The organism is Halomonas ramblicola (assembly GCF_030409215.1).
Lineage (GTDB): Bacteria > Pseudomonadota > Gammaproteobacteria > Pseudomonadales > Halomonadaceae > Halomonas > Halomonas ramblicola.
The window spans coordinates 65,653-84,320 of record NZ_JAUFPL010000005.1 but is presented as its reverse complement, the minus strand read 5'-3'; the positions used below and the strand labels follow the sequence as shown (position 1 = coordinate 84,320).

At 61.1% G+C, this 18,668-nt stretch carries 16 protein-coding genes; 3 read left to right on the top strand and 13 right to left on the bottom strand.

What is annotated here, in order from left to right; all coding sequences use genetic code 11:
• Positions 1-249 precede the first annotated feature (249 nt).
• From QWY80_RS01535 to QWY80_RS01505, 7 genes are all read right to left on the bottom strand, one after another.
• A complete protein-coding gene (locus tag QWY80_RS01535) occupies positions 250-1,110 on the bottom strand; it encodes a hypothetical protein (RefSeq protein WP_290228906.1) in 861 nt (286 codons plus the stop codon).
• Between the two features lie 64 nt (positions 1,111-1,174).
• The gene (locus QWY80_RS01530; RefSeq protein WP_290228905.1) at positions 1,175-2,173 is read right to left on the bottom strand and encodes an IS5 family transposase; all 999 of its coding nucleotides are present in this window, start codon (positions 2,171-2,173) and stop codon (positions 1,175-1,177) included.
• A 118-nt stretch (positions 2,174-2,291) separates the two neighbouring features.
• A complete protein-coding gene (locus QWY80_RS01525) occupies positions 2,292-2,939 on the bottom strand; it encodes a hypothetical protein (RefSeq protein WP_290228904.1) in 648 nt (215 codons plus the stop codon).
• Positions 2,940-3,181: 242 nt separating this feature from the next.
• Entirely contained in the window at positions 3,182-4,618 is a 1,437-nt protein-coding gene (locus QWY80_RS01520; protein WP_290228903.1) for an IS1182 family transposase, read from the bottom strand.
• A gap of 682 nt (positions 4,619-5,300) precedes the next feature.
• Positions 5,301-9,905 (bottom strand): metallopeptidase domain-containing protein, encoded by a 4,605-nt coding sequence (locus QWY80_RS01515; protein ID WP_290228902.1) that lies wholly within the window; start codon positions 9,903-9,905, stop codon positions 5,301-5,303.
• Between the two features lie 540 nt (positions 9,906-10,445).
• Complete coding sequence (locus QWY80_RS01510; RefSeq protein ID WP_290228901.1) at positions 10,446-10,886, bottom strand: YtoQ family protein; 441 nt, start codon at positions 10,884-10,886, stop codon at positions 10,446-10,448.
• Positions 10,887-11,011: 125 nt separating this feature from the next.
• The gene (locus tag QWY80_RS01505; protein ID WP_290228900.1) at positions 11,012-11,191 is read right to left on the bottom strand and encodes a hypothetical protein; all 180 of its coding nucleotides are present in this window, start codon (positions 11,189-11,191) and stop codon (positions 11,012-11,014) included.
• A gap of 456 nt (positions 11,192-11,647) precedes the next feature.
• On the opposite strand from QWY80_RS01505, the gene QWY80_RS01500 reads away from it, so the two are divergent.
• The 3 genes from QWY80_RS01500 to QWY80_RS01490 all read left to right on the top strand — a co-directional run bounded on the left by QWY80_RS01500 (position 11,648) and on the right by QWY80_RS01490 (position 13,890).
• The gene (locus tag QWY80_RS01500) at positions 11,648-12,157 is read left to right on the top strand and encodes a hypothetical protein (RefSeq protein ID WP_290228899.1); all 510 of its coding nucleotides are present in this window, start codon (positions 11,648-11,650) and stop codon (positions 12,155-12,157) included.
• Positions 12,158-12,267: 110 nt separating this feature from the next.
• Entirely contained in the window at positions 12,268-13,233 is a 966-nt protein-coding gene (locus tag QWY80_RS01495) for a hypothetical protein (RefSeq protein ID WP_290228898.1), read from the top strand.
• 306 nt (positions 13,234-13,539) lie between these two features.
• Complete coding sequence (locus tag QWY80_RS01490; RefSeq protein ID WP_290228897.1) at positions 13,540-13,890, top strand: lysozyme inhibitor LprI family protein; 351 nt, start codon at positions 13,540-13,542, stop codon at positions 13,888-13,890.
• Positions 13,891-14,115: 225 nt separating this feature from the next.
• Here the strand turns inward: QWY80_RS01490 and QWY80_RS01485 are convergent, their stop codons facing one another.
• The 6 genes from QWY80_RS01485 to QWY80_RS01460 all read right to left on the bottom strand — a co-directional run bounded on the left by QWY80_RS01485 (position 14,116) and on the right by QWY80_RS01460 (position 18,621).
• Positions 14,116-14,286 carry a VOC family protein gene (locus QWY80_RS01485; RefSeq protein WP_290228909.1) on the bottom strand — a complete coding sequence of 57 codons (171 nt, stop codon included), beginning with the start codon at positions 14,284-14,286 and terminating at the stop codon, positions 14,116-14,118.
• A 54-nt stretch (positions 14,287-14,340) separates the two neighbouring features.
• The gene (locus tag QWY80_RS01480; RefSeq protein ID WP_290228896.1) at positions 14,341-15,204 is read right to left on the bottom strand and encodes an MOSC domain-containing protein; all 864 of its coding nucleotides are present in this window, start codon (positions 15,202-15,204) and stop codon (positions 14,341-14,343) included.
• Positions 15,205-15,247: 43 nt separating this feature from the next.
• Positions 15,248-15,943 carry an aspartate/glutamate racemase family protein gene (locus QWY80_RS01475; protein WP_290228895.1) on the bottom strand — a complete coding sequence of 232 codons (696 nt, stop codon included), beginning with the start codon at positions 15,941-15,943 and terminating at the stop codon, positions 15,248-15,250.
• A 70-nt stretch (positions 15,944-16,013) separates the two neighbouring features.
• Positions 16,014-16,652, bottom strand: a complete 639-nt coding sequence (locus QWY80_RS01470) for a LysE family translocator (RefSeq protein WP_290228894.1) — start codon at positions 16,650-16,652, stop codon at positions 16,014-16,016.
• Positions 16,653-16,806: 154 nt separating this feature from the next.
• The gene (locus QWY80_RS01465) at positions 16,807-17,151 is read right to left on the bottom strand and encodes a hypothetical protein (protein ID WP_290228893.1); all 345 of its coding nucleotides are present in this window, start codon (positions 17,149-17,151) and stop codon (positions 16,807-16,809) included.
• Between the two features lie 666 nt (positions 17,152-17,817).
• Positions 17,818-18,621, bottom strand: coding sequence for a class I SAM-dependent methyltransferase (locus tag QWY80_RS01460; protein WP_290228892.1), 804 nt, complete (start codon positions 18,619-18,621; stop codon positions 17,818-17,820).
• Positions 18,622-18,668: the final 47 nt, after the last annotated feature.

The following is an 18,668-nucleotide window of genomic DNA, read 5'->3' as shown; positions in this document are numbered from 1 at the left end:
TCATGATGGCGGCTCGGTCTTCAGCAGAGAGATGGCGATAGCAGTAAGTCATGGCAACACCGTACCTGATGAGTTACGTGTTGCACTTGGTCATTGAGACCGCCCTTCCTTATTTTCACGTTAGATGCTCCTCAATTTTTTTGGTGTCAGGTTTGAGTTCAGCGGCGTTTAGGCGTGGTGCATTATACGACAGAAAAATGGGCTTCGAATCAAACGTCCGCTGAAACGATTTGTTGGGCGACATGCTCACTACGGCACCAAGACCCAAGAAACCTTGTACACCCTGCCCAATAAAAATTGAGCCTTCTGAAGCGGCTTCATGCGTTCCACTGACCTGGTGAAAGAATCTCGGAACTTAGATTGCACTGTTCGTTGAACAATTTCGTCGCTCACTTCCTCAAAGTATGAGTAATCAATATCTTTCTTCTTGAATTTGGGCATATCTTCTTTGCTGGCGTGATGTGGCCTCTCGAACTTACGAACCTCAGAATGCATTGCCGGATTTATCCCGCCGGGAGCAAATGTGATATTGTGTCTGTTGTTGTCAGTAATGTCACCGACGTCCAGAGGGTCCAAAAGTAGTGAATTGTCAGAGATCGAATCGGCTCGGAAGTGCTGTTCGAGTTCATGGCTCAGGTGAAACGAAGGAGCGCAATAGTAGGCATCACCCTTCGTCCGACTTAGTTCACAAAGCGTATTGTGCTGTTCGTTGTCCAGGGCGAACCGGAAATATGAGCCTTGATGGTGGTCATAGAAGTGTCCGTTTCGACCAGCGCGAGATTCGGCGAAATGTGCAACTTTATGCTGGATGAAGATTGAGCTTGTGTACTGGCCCTGCTGAAGCTTGAACTCGACGTCGTAGCCCAAGTCCTTCTCTATTTGCTGAGATGGGATGTGTGGATGACTCACAAGTAGTCCCCCGAGCGTCTGACAAAACTCCGCGTTGAAGCAGAACTCGAACGTTCTCTCGCTAAACCCTGGTCGCATGCAACTCCCCTTTTTTATTGTCCAACGCCAAATCGCACCGGCGCACTCTAGGGAACCGCTGATTAATTCGTCTATGAGCGGCTGAAGTGCTCTGAGTGGCACAATTACCGCGTCAGCGATCATTTTCTGACCACCTCAGGTGGTGTGTTTTCCCTGGCAGCCGGGGTAATCGGCTGCCAGGCCAGATTCAAGGCGTACTGGCCCCATCAACTCGGCCCTTGCATCGTGTCGCCAGCACCAGGTTGGCCAGTCCGAACAGGCTGAATAGCTGCGCCTGGTTCTTGGCCAGCCCCTTGTAGCGCACCTTCCGGTAGCCGAAGAGGTTCTTGATGACATGAAACGGATGCTCGACCTTGGCGCGAATCCTGGCCTTGGCCTTCTCGATCGCCAGCAGCAGCGTTTTCATGGGACTGTCTTCCATCTCCTTGATGGGGCTGCGCTTGGCGGCAACACCGCAGCGGGAGTCCGGGGCATCCTTCTCTTCGTCCAGGTACTTCCACATGCCGGTGTAGCCCGCGTCGCCGTATACCTGCTGGTCATCGTCCCGGACCAAATGGGCCGCCATGGTGACATCGGCGACGTTAGCCGAGGTAGTGGCAACACTGTGAGTCAGTCCGGTGACCGCATCGACGCCGATGTGGGCCTTCAGGCCGAAATACCATTGGTTGCCCTTCTTGGTCTGCTTCATCTCCGGATCACGTTGCTTGGCCTGGTTCTTGGTGGAGGGGGCGGCCGCCACGATGGTCGCGTCGACGATGGTGCCCTCGCGCATGAACAGCCCCTGCTCGGCCAGGTGGACGTTGATTTCTTCGAAGATCCGCTGGATCAGGGCATGCTTTTCCAGCAGATGACGGAAGCGCAGGAGTGTGGTCGCGTCCGGCACGCTCTCGATGGCCAAATCAATCCCCACGAAGTCACGCATCGCCTGGCTGTCGTAGATGGCATCTTCGAGCGCCTCATCGGCGAGCGCATACCACTGCTGCAGGAAGTAGATCCGCAGCATGCGCTCCAGACCGATGGGCGGCCGGCCCCGCTTGCCCGCCGCGTTCGGGAAGTAGGACGGCGACAGCGCGTCGATCAGCCGTTGCCAAGGCACCAGGGCCTCCATCTGGGCCAGGAACCGCTCGCGGCGGGTGACCTTCTTCTTGTTCTGGTGCTCGGCTTGGGCGAACGAGATCTGCTTCATCGGATGGCTCTGGTCAGACGGTGGCGGAATGGTCCGATTCTACCCCGCCGATGGCTGCCAGGCAGCTACGGCGGGATTTATGCAGCGTTTCCCTAGTGCGTCCGCGTGGTGTGACTTGTTAACAGATTTCCCAACGCTTGCTTTTTCCATCCCATTCATACTTCTGGGCGTGCACCCTGTCGAGCTTACGATAGAATATATACTCATAAGTAATATCAAGCTCTATCTTATTGCCCAGGCTCTCTTGCGCTGGCATATCCACACCAACATTAGCCAGCTCGTCATACGGTTTGAACTTTCGCTGCCTACGATCTTGACCAATCATTGTCATACTCGAACGGAAGAGATGGTCCAGCGAGTGCTTCTCACCATTAATGGTAACCTCCACTATTATTTTTAAATCATCAAACTTATTCTGAGTAATGTTATGATAATGGATGAAACTTACCGGAAGATTAGTTTCATGTTCGTATTTATTATCTAAAAGAATCAGCAGCTGCGGCCTTTGCGCCTCTATGAATGCACGATTCGTCTGCAAATAACTGAAGATCACAAAAGTTGCAGAGACTAAAGCGCCAACACTCGCGGCAATCGCAATAATGGAGGAGACAAGGTCCGCATCATCAAGGTCTAAGCTCTTGCTAACAGCTAAATACCAGCTGGCAAATGATCCTGCTGCGATAATGCCAACCGATACTGCTATTGAGCCTATAATCGTTCTGATAGGAGCTCTCCCTCTGTTAACATCGATAATCGCGCATGGCACATATCCCCAATGAACGTGCTTGCTACCTTTGCCAACATGGCCGCTTTGGGTCCTGGCCGTGTGAAAACAGAAAAAACCTGGTCTGACTCAAGAACCTTCCCCCTCAGCTTCCTGTTGAGCCCACACAAGCCATTGCTTGGATGATTGCCGACTGATGCTGTTGTGAGATCTGGAAATCATGAAACCATCAGAAAGCATTCATCTCGCCCTTATGGCCCTTGAAAATATGAGAAAAAGGGCTGTTATGCCCTCGAAGCCCTCATCAACCCATTGACTCCCAAGATCTTTATGACACGCTTCAGGTTGTACGCCAACACATGAAGACTCATTTCCGTGCTCACATTTCTGAGCCTCTTCGTCGTGAAGTGTGTCGCCCCCATCCACGCCTTCAGCGTCCCAAACGGATGCTCCACTGTTTGTCGCCTCAGGCGCATCATCTCTGGATTCCAATCGAGACGTGACTGCGCAGCTTCAAGCACATCTTCGTGCTCCCAACGCTTGATCCGTCGTTGCTTGCCAGTCGTGCATTTTTCTTTCATGGTGCAGGTTGCACATGCCGAACTCCAGTAAGCATGCAGCTTCATCCCTTTATCTATCGTTTCATACCGCCATGTCAGCCGCTGTCCAGCGGGGCAGGAATATTCATTGCTTTCAGGGAGATACCGAAATGCGTCTCTTGGGAAAAAGCCCTTTGCCTGGCTTGGTGATGTCAGCGGCTTGGGGAGATAGGTAGTGATCCCTTCCTTGTGACAGGCCAGAATCTCCTCGCCCTTGAAGTAGCCTCTGTCAGCCACGACCTTCAGCTCCTTGATGCCAGTGGCCTCACGCGCTTGCTTGGCCATGTTAGAGAGCTGCCCCCGGTCATGCCCGACGTTGGTCACCTCATGGGCCACAATCAAATGGTGCTGGCTATCGACCGCAGTCTGTACGTTGTAACCCACATTTCCGGTACCTCTGCCACTAGTGGCCATCGCTCTGGCATCCGGATCCGTCAAAGATACTTGCTGATCGAGAGACTTCAGCCTCTCTTCCTCAACTGCTTGTAATCGTGCAGTTTCTTCCCGGAGCTTCGTGATTTTTTCCTTCAGGTGCGCTGTCTTGGCCTCGGCCAGAGCAGGCTCATCTCGGTCGGCTGCATCAAGCTGACCAAGGTACCGGTTGAAGCTTTCTTCGATCTGCTCAAGGCGACGTTTCATCTTGGTCGCCGTGAAATTTCGGTTGCGGTTGTTAACAGCTTTGAACTTGCTGCCATCGATGGCCACGATGGCTTGTGAGAACAGATCCAGCCGCCGGCAAAGCACGATGAACTCTCGACAGACACGGCGGATGGCCTCGCCGTTATCCTTTCGGAAATCCGCGATCGTCTTGAAATCCGGTGTTAGGCGCTCCGTCAGCCACATCAGCTCGACATTACGCTGCGTCTCGCGCTCCAGGCGGCGACTCGACTGGATGCGATTGAGGTAGCCGTAGATATAGAGCTTCAGGAGTACAGCGGGATGATAGGCGGGCCTTCCTGTCGCATGTGGATCGACGCCCTTGAAACCAAGCCCTCTGAGATCGAGGCCCTCCACGAACGCCTCAATAGCACGGACCGGGTTATCGTCTGCGATGAAGTCGTCCAAAAGCGCGGGGAACAACGTGCTTTGATCTCGGGCTTCTCCTACCACGAATCGCTTCATCGCCATTTCCTCAGCGGACATTGGCAAAGTATAGCGGCCGGTGCGTTTTCACACAGCCTCGGTCGCAAGGTGCCCTATCAGGAAAATGCACCTCGCCCAAAAACCACTCTCATTAGTTTACATACTGAATACATGTCACCTTGCTTGCTTCTTGCGAGCCCGCTCCCGCCTTCTCTATCGCACTAACACACTGAAACATCTTATACGCTTGAAGCGATATTGGAGAGAGCAAAATTGCCATTGCAACCAATATGGCGGATAACAGGATTGTTCGCTGCAAACTCACAACTCCTCCTATAGCGTTCGCAAAAGACAAAGTTTCATAACAAAGTTCCGGGAAGTTTTCATCATTCCCCCTCGTCAATAATCTGGGAAAGACCTTCATTTCCACCGGCTGCATAACACCGATGACGTGCCTGCTGCCTTTGCCGGCATGGCTGCTCAGGGTCGTTATCTGCCGGTCGCAAGTTCCTCTCCACAGAGGCCTTACTGACCGCCCCCCGCTCCGGCACGGATCTTCCGAGCTGCGAACACGCTACCGCCCGGCAGTACCATATGGCGCCGCCTCCCTGGCGTTGGGGCCCCGAGTCGCCATCTGGCGGCTCGGGAACCCCACCTGGACACATCCAGTAACACTCAGCCTACTAAAGATTGTTTCGGCTTGCCCACTCGGATCGTGAGCCTATTCGAGGAAGGACTGCTTGAGTTTCAGCTCGTTGGAGACGGACGATCCCAGGCGAACGCTGCGATCGAACCACGCCTGCGCGATCATCGCCTTGCCCTCGGCGATCTGGGTGTCGAGCGCGAAGCCGCCATTGGCCTGTACCGGCACGGTGCGCCAGTGCACTGGCCCGCCGGGGCCGTCGACCAGCATTCTGATGCGCACGACGAGGGGCAGGTCGTCGCCGAGGTCGAGCGGCTCGTCCGTCAGGGCCTGCAGCAGGCCGTGGATCGCCACCCGGCCGTGGAACCAGGTGCCGCGGATCAGCTCGATGCGCGTCTGGAAGCGTGGGCGAACGTGGTAGAAGCAGCTGCCCCAGATCTCGTCCGCCTCGCCGCCGCGACGCCAGGCCGTCAACAGGAAGCCGCCGTCGTTGTCGCAACCCGGCCGGATGATGGCCTCGTCCAGCTCCAGGGTGCAGTGGAAGACACGCGCCTCGCCGCTCGGGATCGCCCACTCCCGCGGGCTGATGGTCAGCTTCGCGCCATACGGGAGCCCCTTCGGCACCAGCGCCGCCACCTCGGTGCGCAGGCGGTCGTTGTGGACCTGCATCGGGAAATGGATCGGCGCATAGGGCGAGCCGCTGAGCGCTTCGAAATCGAAGACGTTCTGCTGGGCGTTGTTGTTCTGCAGCTTCACGTCGTCGGAGGCCAGCGCCACGGTGTCGCCGGTCGCCGGGTCGACCTCGGCCGGGATCGTCCAGTCGATGATCTCCATGCGCATGCACTGGTGCACGTTGGTGGCGGCGTCGACCTGCCATTCGAAGGGGGTGATCTCGTTGGCCCCGGGGCCGACCTCGGGGATGGTCTGGGTGCCGCGGTTGACCCAGCGCCCGTCGTCGCCCGAGCCGGGCGGGTCGCAGACGAACCAGCGGACCCTGACATCCTCCGCCCGCACGTTGCCGGCGTTGTGCACCCGGGCCACGACGTAGTGCTTCTCCGTGCCGCTGCCCGGGAAGCGCACGGTCTCGCCCTGATCGGTCGGCGTGCCGACGGGGTATTCCCGGGGCACGTCCGGGTCCGGGTTGTCGCCTGTCCAGTCGACCCAGATGTCGGGGCTCTTGTAGCTCGGCACGTGGTCCTGGAAGTGCAGGTCGATGTATTCGGCCTGCTCGCGCTCCACCCGCACGCGGTAGACCGGGATCGTGCCGCGCACGGTGCGGGTGTCGGCGACTTCGGCCGTGCAGCCCTTGAGCGGGAATTCCGGCGCGGTGGCGAAGTCCCAGGTGTCGTTGATGGCCCGCAGCTCGGTACCGGTGTTGAGCAGGTGCACCGAGCGGCGATAGAGCCCGTTCACCGCCCAGTGACGGTCCGAAGCCGGATCCAGCCCGTTGGTGGCGATCACCGTCGGTTGGGGACTGAGGTTCTGCGAGAAGTTGCTGCCCTCGGCGCGCAGCTCCAGGAAGGCGGTCACCCCGCCGTCGCTGCCGAGGTTGAGCTTCATCAGCTGGCCGATCGGCAGCGTGCCGCCGACCTCGTCGCGCACGTCCTCGCGCATGGCGTCGTCCCAGTACTCGACGGGGACCAGCCAGGCCTCGGTCACCGAGACCGCGTCGGGTGCCGGCAGGTCGACGAAGATGGTCCGGTTCACGTCCGGGTCGGTGTCGTCGGCGATCCAGCCGAGTGCCCACTTCGACCAGCCGCAGAAATGGTGGAAGGTGGCGTTACTCCCCCCCATCATCGCCCAGGGGCTGACGTACATCACGTCGTCGCGGTAGCCGTTGGCGGGGTAGAGATCCGGCAGGCCGAGGGCGTGGCCGAGTTCGTGGGCCATCACCCCGGCCTGGTTGTTCAAGTCGGGGCCGCTGAAGGCGTTGAACCGCTGGCCGGTGATGTTGGGGGTGCCCATCTGGACGGGGTCCTCGCCGGCCGGCGGGTTCAGGTCGGTCGCGTGGTAGGTGCGCTTGTACATGCGCTTGCCGCCGAAGTCGACCGGATCGTCGGCATTCCATTGATCGGCCGCCGGAATCCCTGGGTGGGGGGCGCCGACATGGGCGATCATCATCACGTCGAAATCGGCGAACATCGCCTCGACCGTCCCGCGGTCCCAGGCCGTGGTGGCCCGGATGTGCTCCAGGGCGGCGGTGAAGGTGTCATCCGCCAACTCGACCGCATCACGCAGCGCATTGGTGTTGTTGGGATCGCTCTTGCTGCCCGGGTCCGGTGTGGCGGCGTCCCAGCCGGTGCCGGCCAACCCGCTGCTGGACAGCACTTCCATGGTGGCCTCGTTGCCGCCGAAATCCGCCGTCAGGCTGACACCGACCGTGACCTCCTGCGCCGCCGCATCCTCGTCCGTAGTGACGGAGGTCGCGAAGTAGGCACTGGCCCCGCCGATGCCCTCGCCGGCATCGACCTGGGCGGCACGCAGGCATTGCCGGAAATAGGCGCCGACCGCCGAGGACGAGGTCATCACCCCGGGGATGGCGGCCGTGGAGAGGCCGATCGTCGACAGCACCGGCGCCAGCACGCCGGGCCCGGTCACCGCGATCCGGCCCTTCTGGGTCACGTCGGCGGGCGCCACGGGCTGGCAACGCAAGCTGCCCTGCAGGATGCCGAACTGGGTGTCGTCGGAGGAGGTGCGCACGCGCCGGAACTCGACAGCCTGGATCAGCGTCGGGCCGCCCGGCAGGGCGGCCTCGGCCGTGCGAATGGCGTCGGTGACATGGGTGCCGAGATCGTCCAGGAACCCCGCGACGTCGCCCCCCTGGTTCAGCGTCAGGCTGAGGGCCGGGAAATCGACGCTCAGGACGTGGGTGTCGCCGTCCTGGGTCTCGACCGTCAGCTCGACGCTCTCGCTGCCGTCGAAGTCGATGTCGACGGGGAAGCTCCCGAGGCTGGCGGAGGTCCACAACGCCGCGAACGGGATGTCGTAGGTCTTCACCGCCCCGGCGCGCGGATTGGCCTGGATCTCCAGCGCCTCGGTGCCGTCGAAGACCACCGGATCGGCCCAGTCGGCGGGCATCACCGCCTTCAGGCCGCCGGCCCGGAAGGCCTCGTACCAGTAGCTCGCCATCGCCCGCGGCAGCACCAGGGGCGTGCGGGCGCCGCCGATGTCGTAGCCGAAGACGGTGAAGTCGATCGCCAGTTCCCCGAAGCTGTTCTCGTCGTAGTAGTCGTCGACCCTGGTGAAGATCTTCGCCGAGACCTGGTCGATCAACTTGTTCATGTTGGGGTCGCCGTAGCTCTGGCCCGGCTCGATGACCGGAAAGAGGCAGACCGTGAGCGTCGGGTTCAGCTCGGCCCGTTGGTGCCTGGCGCCCCAGTAGGTCACGGACGGCATGGGCACGGGCGGCCGGATGATGAGGTCGTCGGGCTGGTGGGCCACGAGTTCTCCGGCATAGTCGGCCAGCGCCCAGGCTTCGAGCTGGTGCTTGCGCGGCAGATGCACCAGCAGGCGCTGGGTATGCGGCTGCCCGGGCTGCACCTCGGCGCCCGCCCGGTCGAGCTTGCGCTCGAAGAGCAGGTTGAGGCGCGTGTCGAGCACCGCCATGCGAGTCGCGCCTCGGTCCACGGCGACGATATGTGCCCCGGCGCGATAGAGCTTCGCCGCCGTGAAACCGAGGCGCGCGGCATGGCGGTCGTCGCAGGGCCGGTCGTCTCCGGGCCCGCCGTCTCCCGGCCGGCCCCCGCCGTCACCGCCGGGAACGTCCTTGCAGTCGCAGTCGCAACCACAGCGCTTCAGTAGCCGGCGCAGGACGTAGCAGATCCGCACCAACGGATCGACGGCGCGGGTGGCGGTGTCCGGCAGCGCGGCGCGCAGGTCGACCTTGTTCACCAGGCCGCCCTTTCGCGCCAGCACCAGGTGGGTGCCGTCGACCAGGCCGGCGGCGGTCACGCGCGGCTCGTCGAAGCCGTGAACCTCCACGCTGCCGTCGGCGCTGGCCTCGCCGAACAGGATGAGGCGCAGCTCGCCGTGGTGGCGCCCGAGCAGGATATCGTTGCGCTGGGGATCGAGGGCGGCGATGTCCGCGTCCAGCGTCGCGCTCCCGATCGACGCGACCCGGCCGGAGCGCCGGTCGAGCGCGTGCAGGTCATGGCCGCCCCCGCGCCGGGCCTGTTGCAGCACCAAGGTGCGACGCAGCACCACGATGTCGCGCACGGGGTCCTTCAGGTCGTGCGCGAGACGCTGGCAACGAGGAACCTCGGCGATGCCGTCCGCCTCTAGGCCCCCCTCGCGGGGACGAAAATCGAGCGACCAGACCGCGCCGTGGCTGTCGACGACATAGATGAGCAGCGGTGCACCGGCGCCGGCCGGGTGGGCCTTCGCCGCCTCGAAGTCGAGCCGCGCGTGGGTACGCCACGCCGCTTCGTCGCGCTTGCCGATATCGGCGAAACGCGTGACAGTGACGGCCTTCCCATCGAAGGTGGCGACATACTCGTCGTCGAGGCCGAACGGCGCGACCGGGCCACGGCCCGGTGCACCGGCACCATCCTTGCCGCCATGCCGACCGTCTCGACCTTTCTCTTTCTTACCGCACCAGCCGGCCATATCGGCGGGCGCGTCGCGACGTGCGGCGACGTACCCCCGTTGCAGGATGTTTCCCGCATCACGATTTTCGTGTGCCATTGTGATGACCCCCGATCAATATGGAGCTTTGTTTTACGACTTTGATGACGGCGTAATCCAGGTAGATCTTTTCGATACGTTTAATAATGACGAAACTACACGCCCTGATTTCGAATGAACGTGTCAGTGCCAATATCAAAACCCAGATCCGGTACGGAAAGGCCAACTCGAAGGCACGCTGCCGCTGGGCAGTACCGTATCGAGGACTGTCTCGGTAAGCTGCTTGGGGATGTCATGGTCGCCGGATCGCGACATCTTCAGCTGGACACATCCCGTGACATTCAGCCTAGTAAAGATGCCTTAGACCTGCTCACTCAAGGCGTGAGTTTTTTCATACCCCGCCGAGGAAGAAGGGAAGGAACAAAGGGGAAAAGGAGAGGGACATCCACTTACTTACCGGCGAAGGCAGTGGGGTGAAAGTGGCGTAGGATGGGGGCGAATGGGAGCCCACCGACAGCCCGGCCAGCAACGCCGCCAGATAAACCAGCATCTGGTGGCGTGCGAGGCGTTCGCGCAGGGCCGGCTCCTCGAGGGAGGGGGTCAGGCCTGGGTGACGTAGCGCAGGATCTCGACGACCTGATCGGTGGTGGTGCACCAGGCCATGGCGGCGGCATCGACCTCCTTGAGGGGGTGGACGATCTCCTCGCCATGCAGGGTCACGTAGGGCTTGCCCAGGGCCGCGCAGTAGCCCGCATCAAAGGCGGCGTTCCATTGCTTGTACTTGTCGCCGAAGCGCACCACCACCAGGTCGCTCTGCTCGATCAGCGTCTTGGTGCGGATGGCGTTGACCTTGGAGGACTTGTGATCGCGCCAGAACTGGCTCGCCTCCTCGCCCAGGTGGTCGCCGGCGGCGTCGCTGGCGTCGTGGTCGGTCACCGCCGAGGTGAAGACGACGTCGAGCCCGGCGGCCTCGGCGCCGCGCTGGATCTCATCGCGCCAGTCGGTGTGGATCTCGCCGGAGAGATAGACGTAGAAGCTCATGGGGCCTCCTGCTGGGAAACGAAACGGGGACCCGCCATAATAGCCCATGGCACAATAAATGGAAGCCATTTCCAAATAATTGCACCGATGCGCCGCCTGAACACTGCCTCCGTCGTCGCGCGCCCTCACTCGGCCCGCGCATCGACCCGGTCGAGGAAGTTGCCCTCACCGTGCTCGGCCAGGCGCCGCAGCAATACCGCCGCGCCGCACTGCTTGGACACGGCGATCTCGGACCAGCGACCATCGGCCACGTACTTGCCGCACTGGTAATGCGTGGAGAAGCTCCACAGGTAAGGCGAGAGCACATGGGGATGATGGAGACAGTGTCAACGCCAACATCACGGATTCAGGAGAAGAATCAGTCTAAGGTTCATGTGGTTTTTGTCCTATGCTCTTCGAATCGAGCCAGCATAAGCAGACAACCGCAGACGAGATATCCCCGGCTCGACCATCTCCGCGGCCGTAATGGCTCCGTTCGAGGTTGGTTGTGTCGACTTGATCTTTCTTGAGCCATTGTTGCTAACACGCTCCACCCTCTCTGGCGGCTTCACGCACACCAGCGACGAGCAGTTAGCAGCCGGCACCCCGAATGATCGCTTAGATCGGTGTCCACAACTGGCCCTCGACAACAGCGGTGTGATTGATGCGCTTGAGGGCCATCTGTCGAACGGCGTGACCCGCAGTGCGTTCGTCATTCGCAGGCCTTCCCCGTGAGATGTATTAAATTGTTAGTAACTCAACAACTTCTTGGGGAGCTGATCATGTCCAAGCCGGAATGGGAAAAGACACGAGACACCTTTGATTACGTGAACGCTTTAAAGGGTCAAGCTTCCGTCGGACTCCACGGAGCCTTGGGAGACGAAGCGAGACGAGCAACCGCGGTCCGGCATCGGCCGCCCAAAAGACAGAAAAAAAAGGCCACGTCGAACGTCATGGCCGGAGCCAGAGAAAAACCGTCGGCTGAAACTTCGCAAAGGGTGCGTGATCTGCCTGATTGGCTTGCGACAGTTGGTGGGATCATCAGCTTCATGGCGATGTTCGTCGGTGCATACTGGGGTGCTTTTGAATATGCAGAATTTGCAGATATGCCCTTCTGGCAACGGGCCGGAGCAGGCGCACTGATCGGATTTACAGCTCCTGCGATTTTTATTTACGCTACATTTTGGATAGTTTCTTTTTTGGTGCACGTGATCCTGCCGGCGTTAATCCGTCTGGCTGCAGTGGCAGCCGTGGTGTGGGTGATCGCTTTATTACTTTCAGACAAGTTGTGATCTCCATGATCCCGGATGCACTGCAGCTGCTCACAAAAGTCGAGTCTGACTCGAAAGGCCTTCTGGGATGTCTGATTAAAGGCACCTTGAATGCAACCAAGGAGGGCTAGATGACCCATTCAGTAAGAAGGATAGCAGGGGTGGCAACCATAGTCCTTGTTGCGTTGCCGACGTATAGTCTTGCAGATATTGAACATATCGAGCTTCAGCAGCCCTGCAACGGAAAGTTTGGGCTCGCCATCGTCAGCTATTCATGGATAGACGGAACTACCATCGAGAAAGAGAACCTTTTCAGTGACCTTTGCCTCGATCTCGATGCCATGAAGGTATACGGCGTCGAGACTTCAGACAAGTTAGAGCCTGCCTATCAAGCGCCCGGACAGATGATCTACCATTTATATCCACAAGACCATACGGACAGCTACCAGGAAACGGTAGTGCTTTCGACCGACATCTTATTCCATCACGACGACGATCAAGCGATCGAAAACCTTGAAAGCCTTCCCCGGCCCGAAGAACCCGGGGTTCTGAGCACCTTTACATGGGTCACGGGTGGGCATGATCGCCCCTTGGAAAGAATTGATCTGGGTACAGCCTGGCTGCGTGGATTTGTCGGCGGCGAACAACCTGAGAGCAAGCCGCAAGCTGGCAGCTATGCCGGTTCCGCCGAGCATATGTTGAGCACGAATGAAGCCGACTCGAAACTTTCTGGAGTGGGGTTCTATCTGGGTGCCAACGTTGAGGTGGCTGAGGAAGGTGCCGAAGTGAAAATGCGATCTCCCGCGGAAGTTGCCACGGTTCGCGAAGCGTCTGCGCACTTGACACTTGACTTCGAGGGTGACGAGATCACTGGAACTGGCACTTTTCAGGCCGAGAACGCGCTCTTGTCACCCACAACCGACAGGGTCTGGAAGCACTTTGACCTCCAGGCTGCAGCGGTAAACGGGAAGCTGACGGGTAAAGACGGTGATCACATGTATGTGCTGGTGATATGGGAGGGAAGTTATACAGATTTCGCCGGCAACTCATACCCCGCTGATTCCGTAATGACATTCAATGCCAGATTTCAGGAATAGGAACAGAATGAGTGGCGGCCATGAGAAATTGGTTAAAACCATTTTTCCGTGCCTCTATTTTCAACACCGCAACAGTTATTCCGGCTCCACTTATAGCCGGGGGTGATTTCGGTGGAGTATGGCACCCTATCGCGGGACTCACCGTCTTGTGCGACCGGAAGCACGGCTCGCTGCAATCGAGCGGCTCGACGAAGACATGGCGACTCTACCTCCCTCGGCTTGATCGGCGCCTCGGACGCTGGCGATCTTCGTGGGACAGAGGCAAAAGGAAAATCCCAGCTTACATTGGAAGATGGAGAGTTGACCATGAAGCGAATTTTCGTCCTACTGATTGTAATTGTCCTGAGCCCAGCGACAGCCATTGCGCAATCCTACTGCAACGGTACGACCCAGCGTGATGCTAACATCTGCGCCAAACAAAAATGGGAGATCGCGGACCGGGAACTGAATCGGCTTTGGAAAGAGGTAAAGCCCTTGGCGGACACTCGTGGTACCGGCCAGGTGCTCCTTGACGAGCAGCATGCATGGCTAAGGCAACGCGACGCGCACTGTGAGCCGGAACTAAAGGAAGGTGGCAGCGCCGCTCACATGTTCTACTGGTCCTGTATGGAAGAGCAGACCTTGCAGCGCAACCAAGTGCTGCGCGCCCTGCGCTAGGCTCTGTCTGGAAAGTTGGCACGTAGCAGCGATCTATGCTGTTTCGCTCTCGATAGCGGGACTTGCCAAAGCCCTTGGGGCCGCCAGGGCGTGGCCTTCGCTTCATCTTGCGCCGGGCAATGGTCGGCTTCATGTGGTGCCGGTTGCAGTAGCGGCGAAGCGGGTCGCCATTATAGCCCTTGTCCTCCACGAGGGTGGGCATGATAGCGCAGTGCCGCGTGCCGCCTAATCCTCGTAGGCGCGGCGCAGCGCGGCGATGTCGATCTTGCGCATGCCAAGCATCGCTTGCATCGCCTGGCCCGCCTCGCCGTAGCGGGACATCTCCAGCAGCCGGGAGTCGTCGAAGATCGCGACGTAGAAACGCGCCGCCTCCTCCGCCTGATCATCGAACCACAGGCAGGGGGGTGATGGTGGGAATGGTCGCCATGGGAATCGCTCCTGTGTCGGACGCTACCCCCGGGAGCCGTTCCGGTCGCCCTCGAATCGACAGCGCTCCCCCACCCGCAGGGTGACGCCCTCGCCCTGCAGCAGGATGGCATTCTGGCCGAAGTAGCCACCGGGCGCGAGGGAGCGGTTCATCTCCACCAGGGTGCGCAGCGGCTCGCCGGGCACCAGGATCTCGCCGCTGAGCTGGTCGATGGTGGTGATCTTGCAGCGCTGACAGGGCTTGCGCAGGCCCATCCGCCAGCGACCGTCCAGAGCGCCCAGCTCGCCTCGGCCATCCTCGGCGAAGGGCGCCTCGCCCGCCACCACGAGGCTGGGCCGGAAGCGCGTCATGGGCACCGCGTCCTGCCCCTTGGCCGCCAGGCGGCGGTTCACGTCGGCGAGCGAGGCCTCACTGACCACCAGGAAGGGATAGCCGTCGGCGAAGCCGGTGTGGGCGCGTTCGCCCGGCCGCAGGTAGCGGGATTCCACGCGCCGCTCATGGTTCGGGGCGAAGCGTACCAGGCGCAGGCCGCTGCCCTGGTAGTCGCCGAGCACGGCGGCCAGCCAGGCCCGGGCCTCGGCACCCTCGTCCAGGGCCTCGCAGCGGTCGTCCCAGACGTACACCGACAGGCGCTCCTGCCCCTCGCGGGCCAGCGGCACGCGCAACGCCTCGGCCTGCGGGTGAGTGAGCACCAGCGCATCGTCCTCCAGCGTCACCCCGATGCGCGCCATGGCCGGCAGCTGACGCTGGGTGACGAAGCGGCCGACGTCGTCGACCACCATCCAGCGGCGATCCCAGGCCAGCCCCTCGACGGTGAGGCGCGCCTCGCGTAGCGCGATGCCGCCCAGCGACTTGACCGGATAGATATTGAGTGCGGTGATCTGCATCCTCGACTCCCTGGATGGCGACGGCGTGAGCGTCGGTAAGCGGCTAGTCCGACAAGGCCGCCGCCACGGCACTGGCCGCGTGGAGGGCGGTGGTGTCGTAGAGCGGTACCTCGGTATCGGCCTGGCCGACCAGCAAGGCAATCTCGGTGCAACCGAGGATGACGGCCTCGGTGCCGCGACGGCGCAGCCCCTCGATGATGGCCAGGTACTCGGCCCGTGAGGCGGACTCGATCCTCCCCAGGCACAGCTCCTCATAGATGACCCGATGCACGCTGTCGCGCTCGTCCGCCTCGGGCACCAGTACCTCTATCCCGAAGCGTTCCGTCAGGCGATCCTTGTAGAAGGCCTGCTCCATGGTGAAACGCGTGCCCAGCAACCCCACGTGCCGGATGCCGTCCTCACGCAGGCGTTTGGCGGTGGCGTCGGCGATATGCAGCAGGGGGATCCCGACGGACGCCTCGATGGAGGGCGCCACCCTGTGCATGGTGTTGGTGGCGAGCACCAGGAAGTCGGCCCCCCCGGCCTCGACGCGCCGCGCCGCCTCGCCGAGGAGCTCCGCCGTGTCGTCCCAGCGCCCTTGGTGTTGCAACGCCTCGATCTCGGCGAAGTCGACGCTGAGCATGGCGACCCGCGCCGAATGCAGTCCCCCCAGCGCCGCCTTGACGCCCTCGTTGAGGGCACGATAGTAGCTCACCGTGGATTCCCAGCTCATCCCGCCCAGCAGGCCGATGGTCTTCATGGATGACGCCTCCGTGTCGACTGCCAGGCCGAACGGCCGGGCCTTGACGTACCTCGTTGTGCCTCGAACGCTACCGGCTGGTGGTGACCAGGGTGCCCCCGGCCGCCATGAAGAGCCCACCGGTGGCCCGGTTGAAGGCCCGCACCCGGCCGGGGCGATCGAACCAGCGCCCGACGCCGGACCCCATGGCGGTATAGATCGACATCAGGGTGATGTCGATCACCAGCCAGGTCAGCGCCAGGACGACGAACTGCATCGCCTGGGGTTCGCCCACGGTGACGAAGTTGGGAAACAGGGCGGCGAAGAACAGCAGGTCCTTGGGATTGCTGATGCCGACCGTGAAGCCGTGGCGAAACAGTCGGGTTACCGGGGCGTGGTGCCGACACTCTGCCGCCGGCCCCTGCGGCCCCCGGGCGGGCGACTGCGGCTGGGCCCGCCACGCCTGCACGCCGAGGAAGATCAGGTAGGCGCCGCCGACGAGCTTGAGCACCAGGAAGGCCGTTTCCGAGGTCGCCAGGACGGCGCCCAGCCCCAGCGCCGAGAGCAGCATCATCACCAGCGAGGCCAGGGTGCCGCCCAGCACCGTGGCCAGGGCCCGCTGGCGACCGAAACGCAGGCCATGCGTGGTGCACAGCAGCGCCACGGGGCCGGGGAAGCTGATCAGCGCCGTGATCACCCCGACATAGGTCATCCAGGTCCATAGCTCCACGAGGTCCCCCTTCCCTGCCGGTTGCCAACGTTGGCCGAGAGGCACTCGGCCGAACCCCCGAGCATAAGGGAGTCAGCATGGAATGGCGATAGCCAAGGGGGGCGAGTCCGGAAGCGGACGCTGCCCTAGCGGGGAGACGCGGCCGGGAGGGGACTCAGAGCCGGCGGGTCTCGACCACATAGCCGATGATGGGGTAGCCCGCCTTGCGGGCGGCCTTCTCGGCCTCCAACTGGGCCTCGATCTTGGAGATGCTGGAGGAAACATGCTCGAAGACGGTATCCATCTCGAGCTGCTTGGTGCGCACCGCCAGCTTCACCAGGTGGCCGGTCCTGGGGGCACCGGCCGGCTTGCTGCGCTGTGTCTTGTCGGCGGTGCCCATCTCGCCGGGCCATTCGGGGGGCGTATCCCGGGCCTTGCGCCGGGTTTCCTTCTCATGGGTCATGAAGGAATCGATTTCGCGGCGCATCTGCCGCTCGAACTCACTCAGTTCCGTTTCCATCGTGTCTCCGTCAACCACAAAGATGGCGAGAGTGTACCAGAACTCGCGCCGTTGCCATTACCTGCGGCATCATCCGGCGTGCCGCCGTTAGTGATACTAGCCCTCGGTGACAGGCGTCAGGTGGGTCAGCACGCCCTGGTCCACGGCCTGCAGGAATCTCTCTCGAGGTACCGGCCCCGCCTCGGGCGTCACCAACACCCAGTCCTCGGAGAGACAGGCGGATATCCGTTCTGCGTTGTTTGATATGACAGCTCGATTGAAGGTTTGCTCCACGGATTCGAGTTCCTGGAGAAGTGATTCCTCCCTCATATCGCCCTCCCTTGAGCGCCACGATGAACCACCCCCACTTCCGGGTTCATCGGTCACCAGCCTAGCCCATTGCCTGGCAGGAGTCGGGAGAGGCACTCCAGCGCCGGTTTGGCCAGAAGCGAACGTTCCGCAAGACCTGATTTAACGCCGAGCTTACCGGTGCGACGCCAAGAGTATCCAGTAGAGCGAATTGTTAAGAATCAGATGCTCTTGCAGAGCGTATTTTATAGAGCACTTGATCACCTCCCCCAAGATTCAGGAACACAATATCGTCAGACATGGTGAAACCTAACGGCCAAGCGCAGGCGCGTTGCCGCGTCAGAGCGACATCGGCCGGAGCGCCTGGCTGGGCCGCCGTTATGGCTTGCGCCCTCGAACGGCCCATGCACGGGCAATGAGGTGGATCGACCCATCCTTCGAAAGGGGGAGTTCGGCTCGAATCCGCTCCCGGAGCACCGCGCGGCGATCGTCGCTCAACGATACTGCGTAGCCAGGCGCCGGCCCTTGTCCCCCGAGAAATGGGGACCAATAATCGTCGAAATCGCGGAAGTCGGTGGCGACATCGATCGGACATACCTCGACTTCGCTCAATCCGGCCTGCGCGAACAGTTCGGTAAGCGGTGGCGGTTGGCAAATCGGAAAGCGACGGCCTTCATCGAGGTCAATTGCCGAAGCGTCCAAGGCAACCACCGCATTCCAGAAGTAACGCATCAGCTCCATTTTCCCAGCGTAATCCCAGACATACGCCGCAACGACCGCGCCCGGGCGCACAACCCGAGCCATTTCCGCAACCGCCCGGGGCGGCTGTGGCACGAAATTCAAGACGAGGCCTGAAACGGCGGCGTCCAGACTCGCTGTATCCATGGGGAGTGACTGGGCGTCCCCGACCTCGAAGCGTACGCATGGACTCGCGATGCGCGCCTTGGCATACTCGATGTAGCCGGGCGAAGAATCCATACCTATGACCGAGCTTGGATTTCCAGTCTCGATGATGGTTTGGGTCAAGGCTCCGGTTCCACACCCGACATCCAGCCAGGCCTTTTTTTCTGGCACCGCTAGCCAGCCCAAAAACGCCTTGGCCACCTGTCGGCTCCAGCGCCCCACATAGGGTTCATAGAGGTCGCCAGCGGCCCAGACATCTTTCCGCTCAGACTGTTTCATGGTTATCTCCCACTTTGCCTGTAGGATGAGGCCCGACAGGTATTACG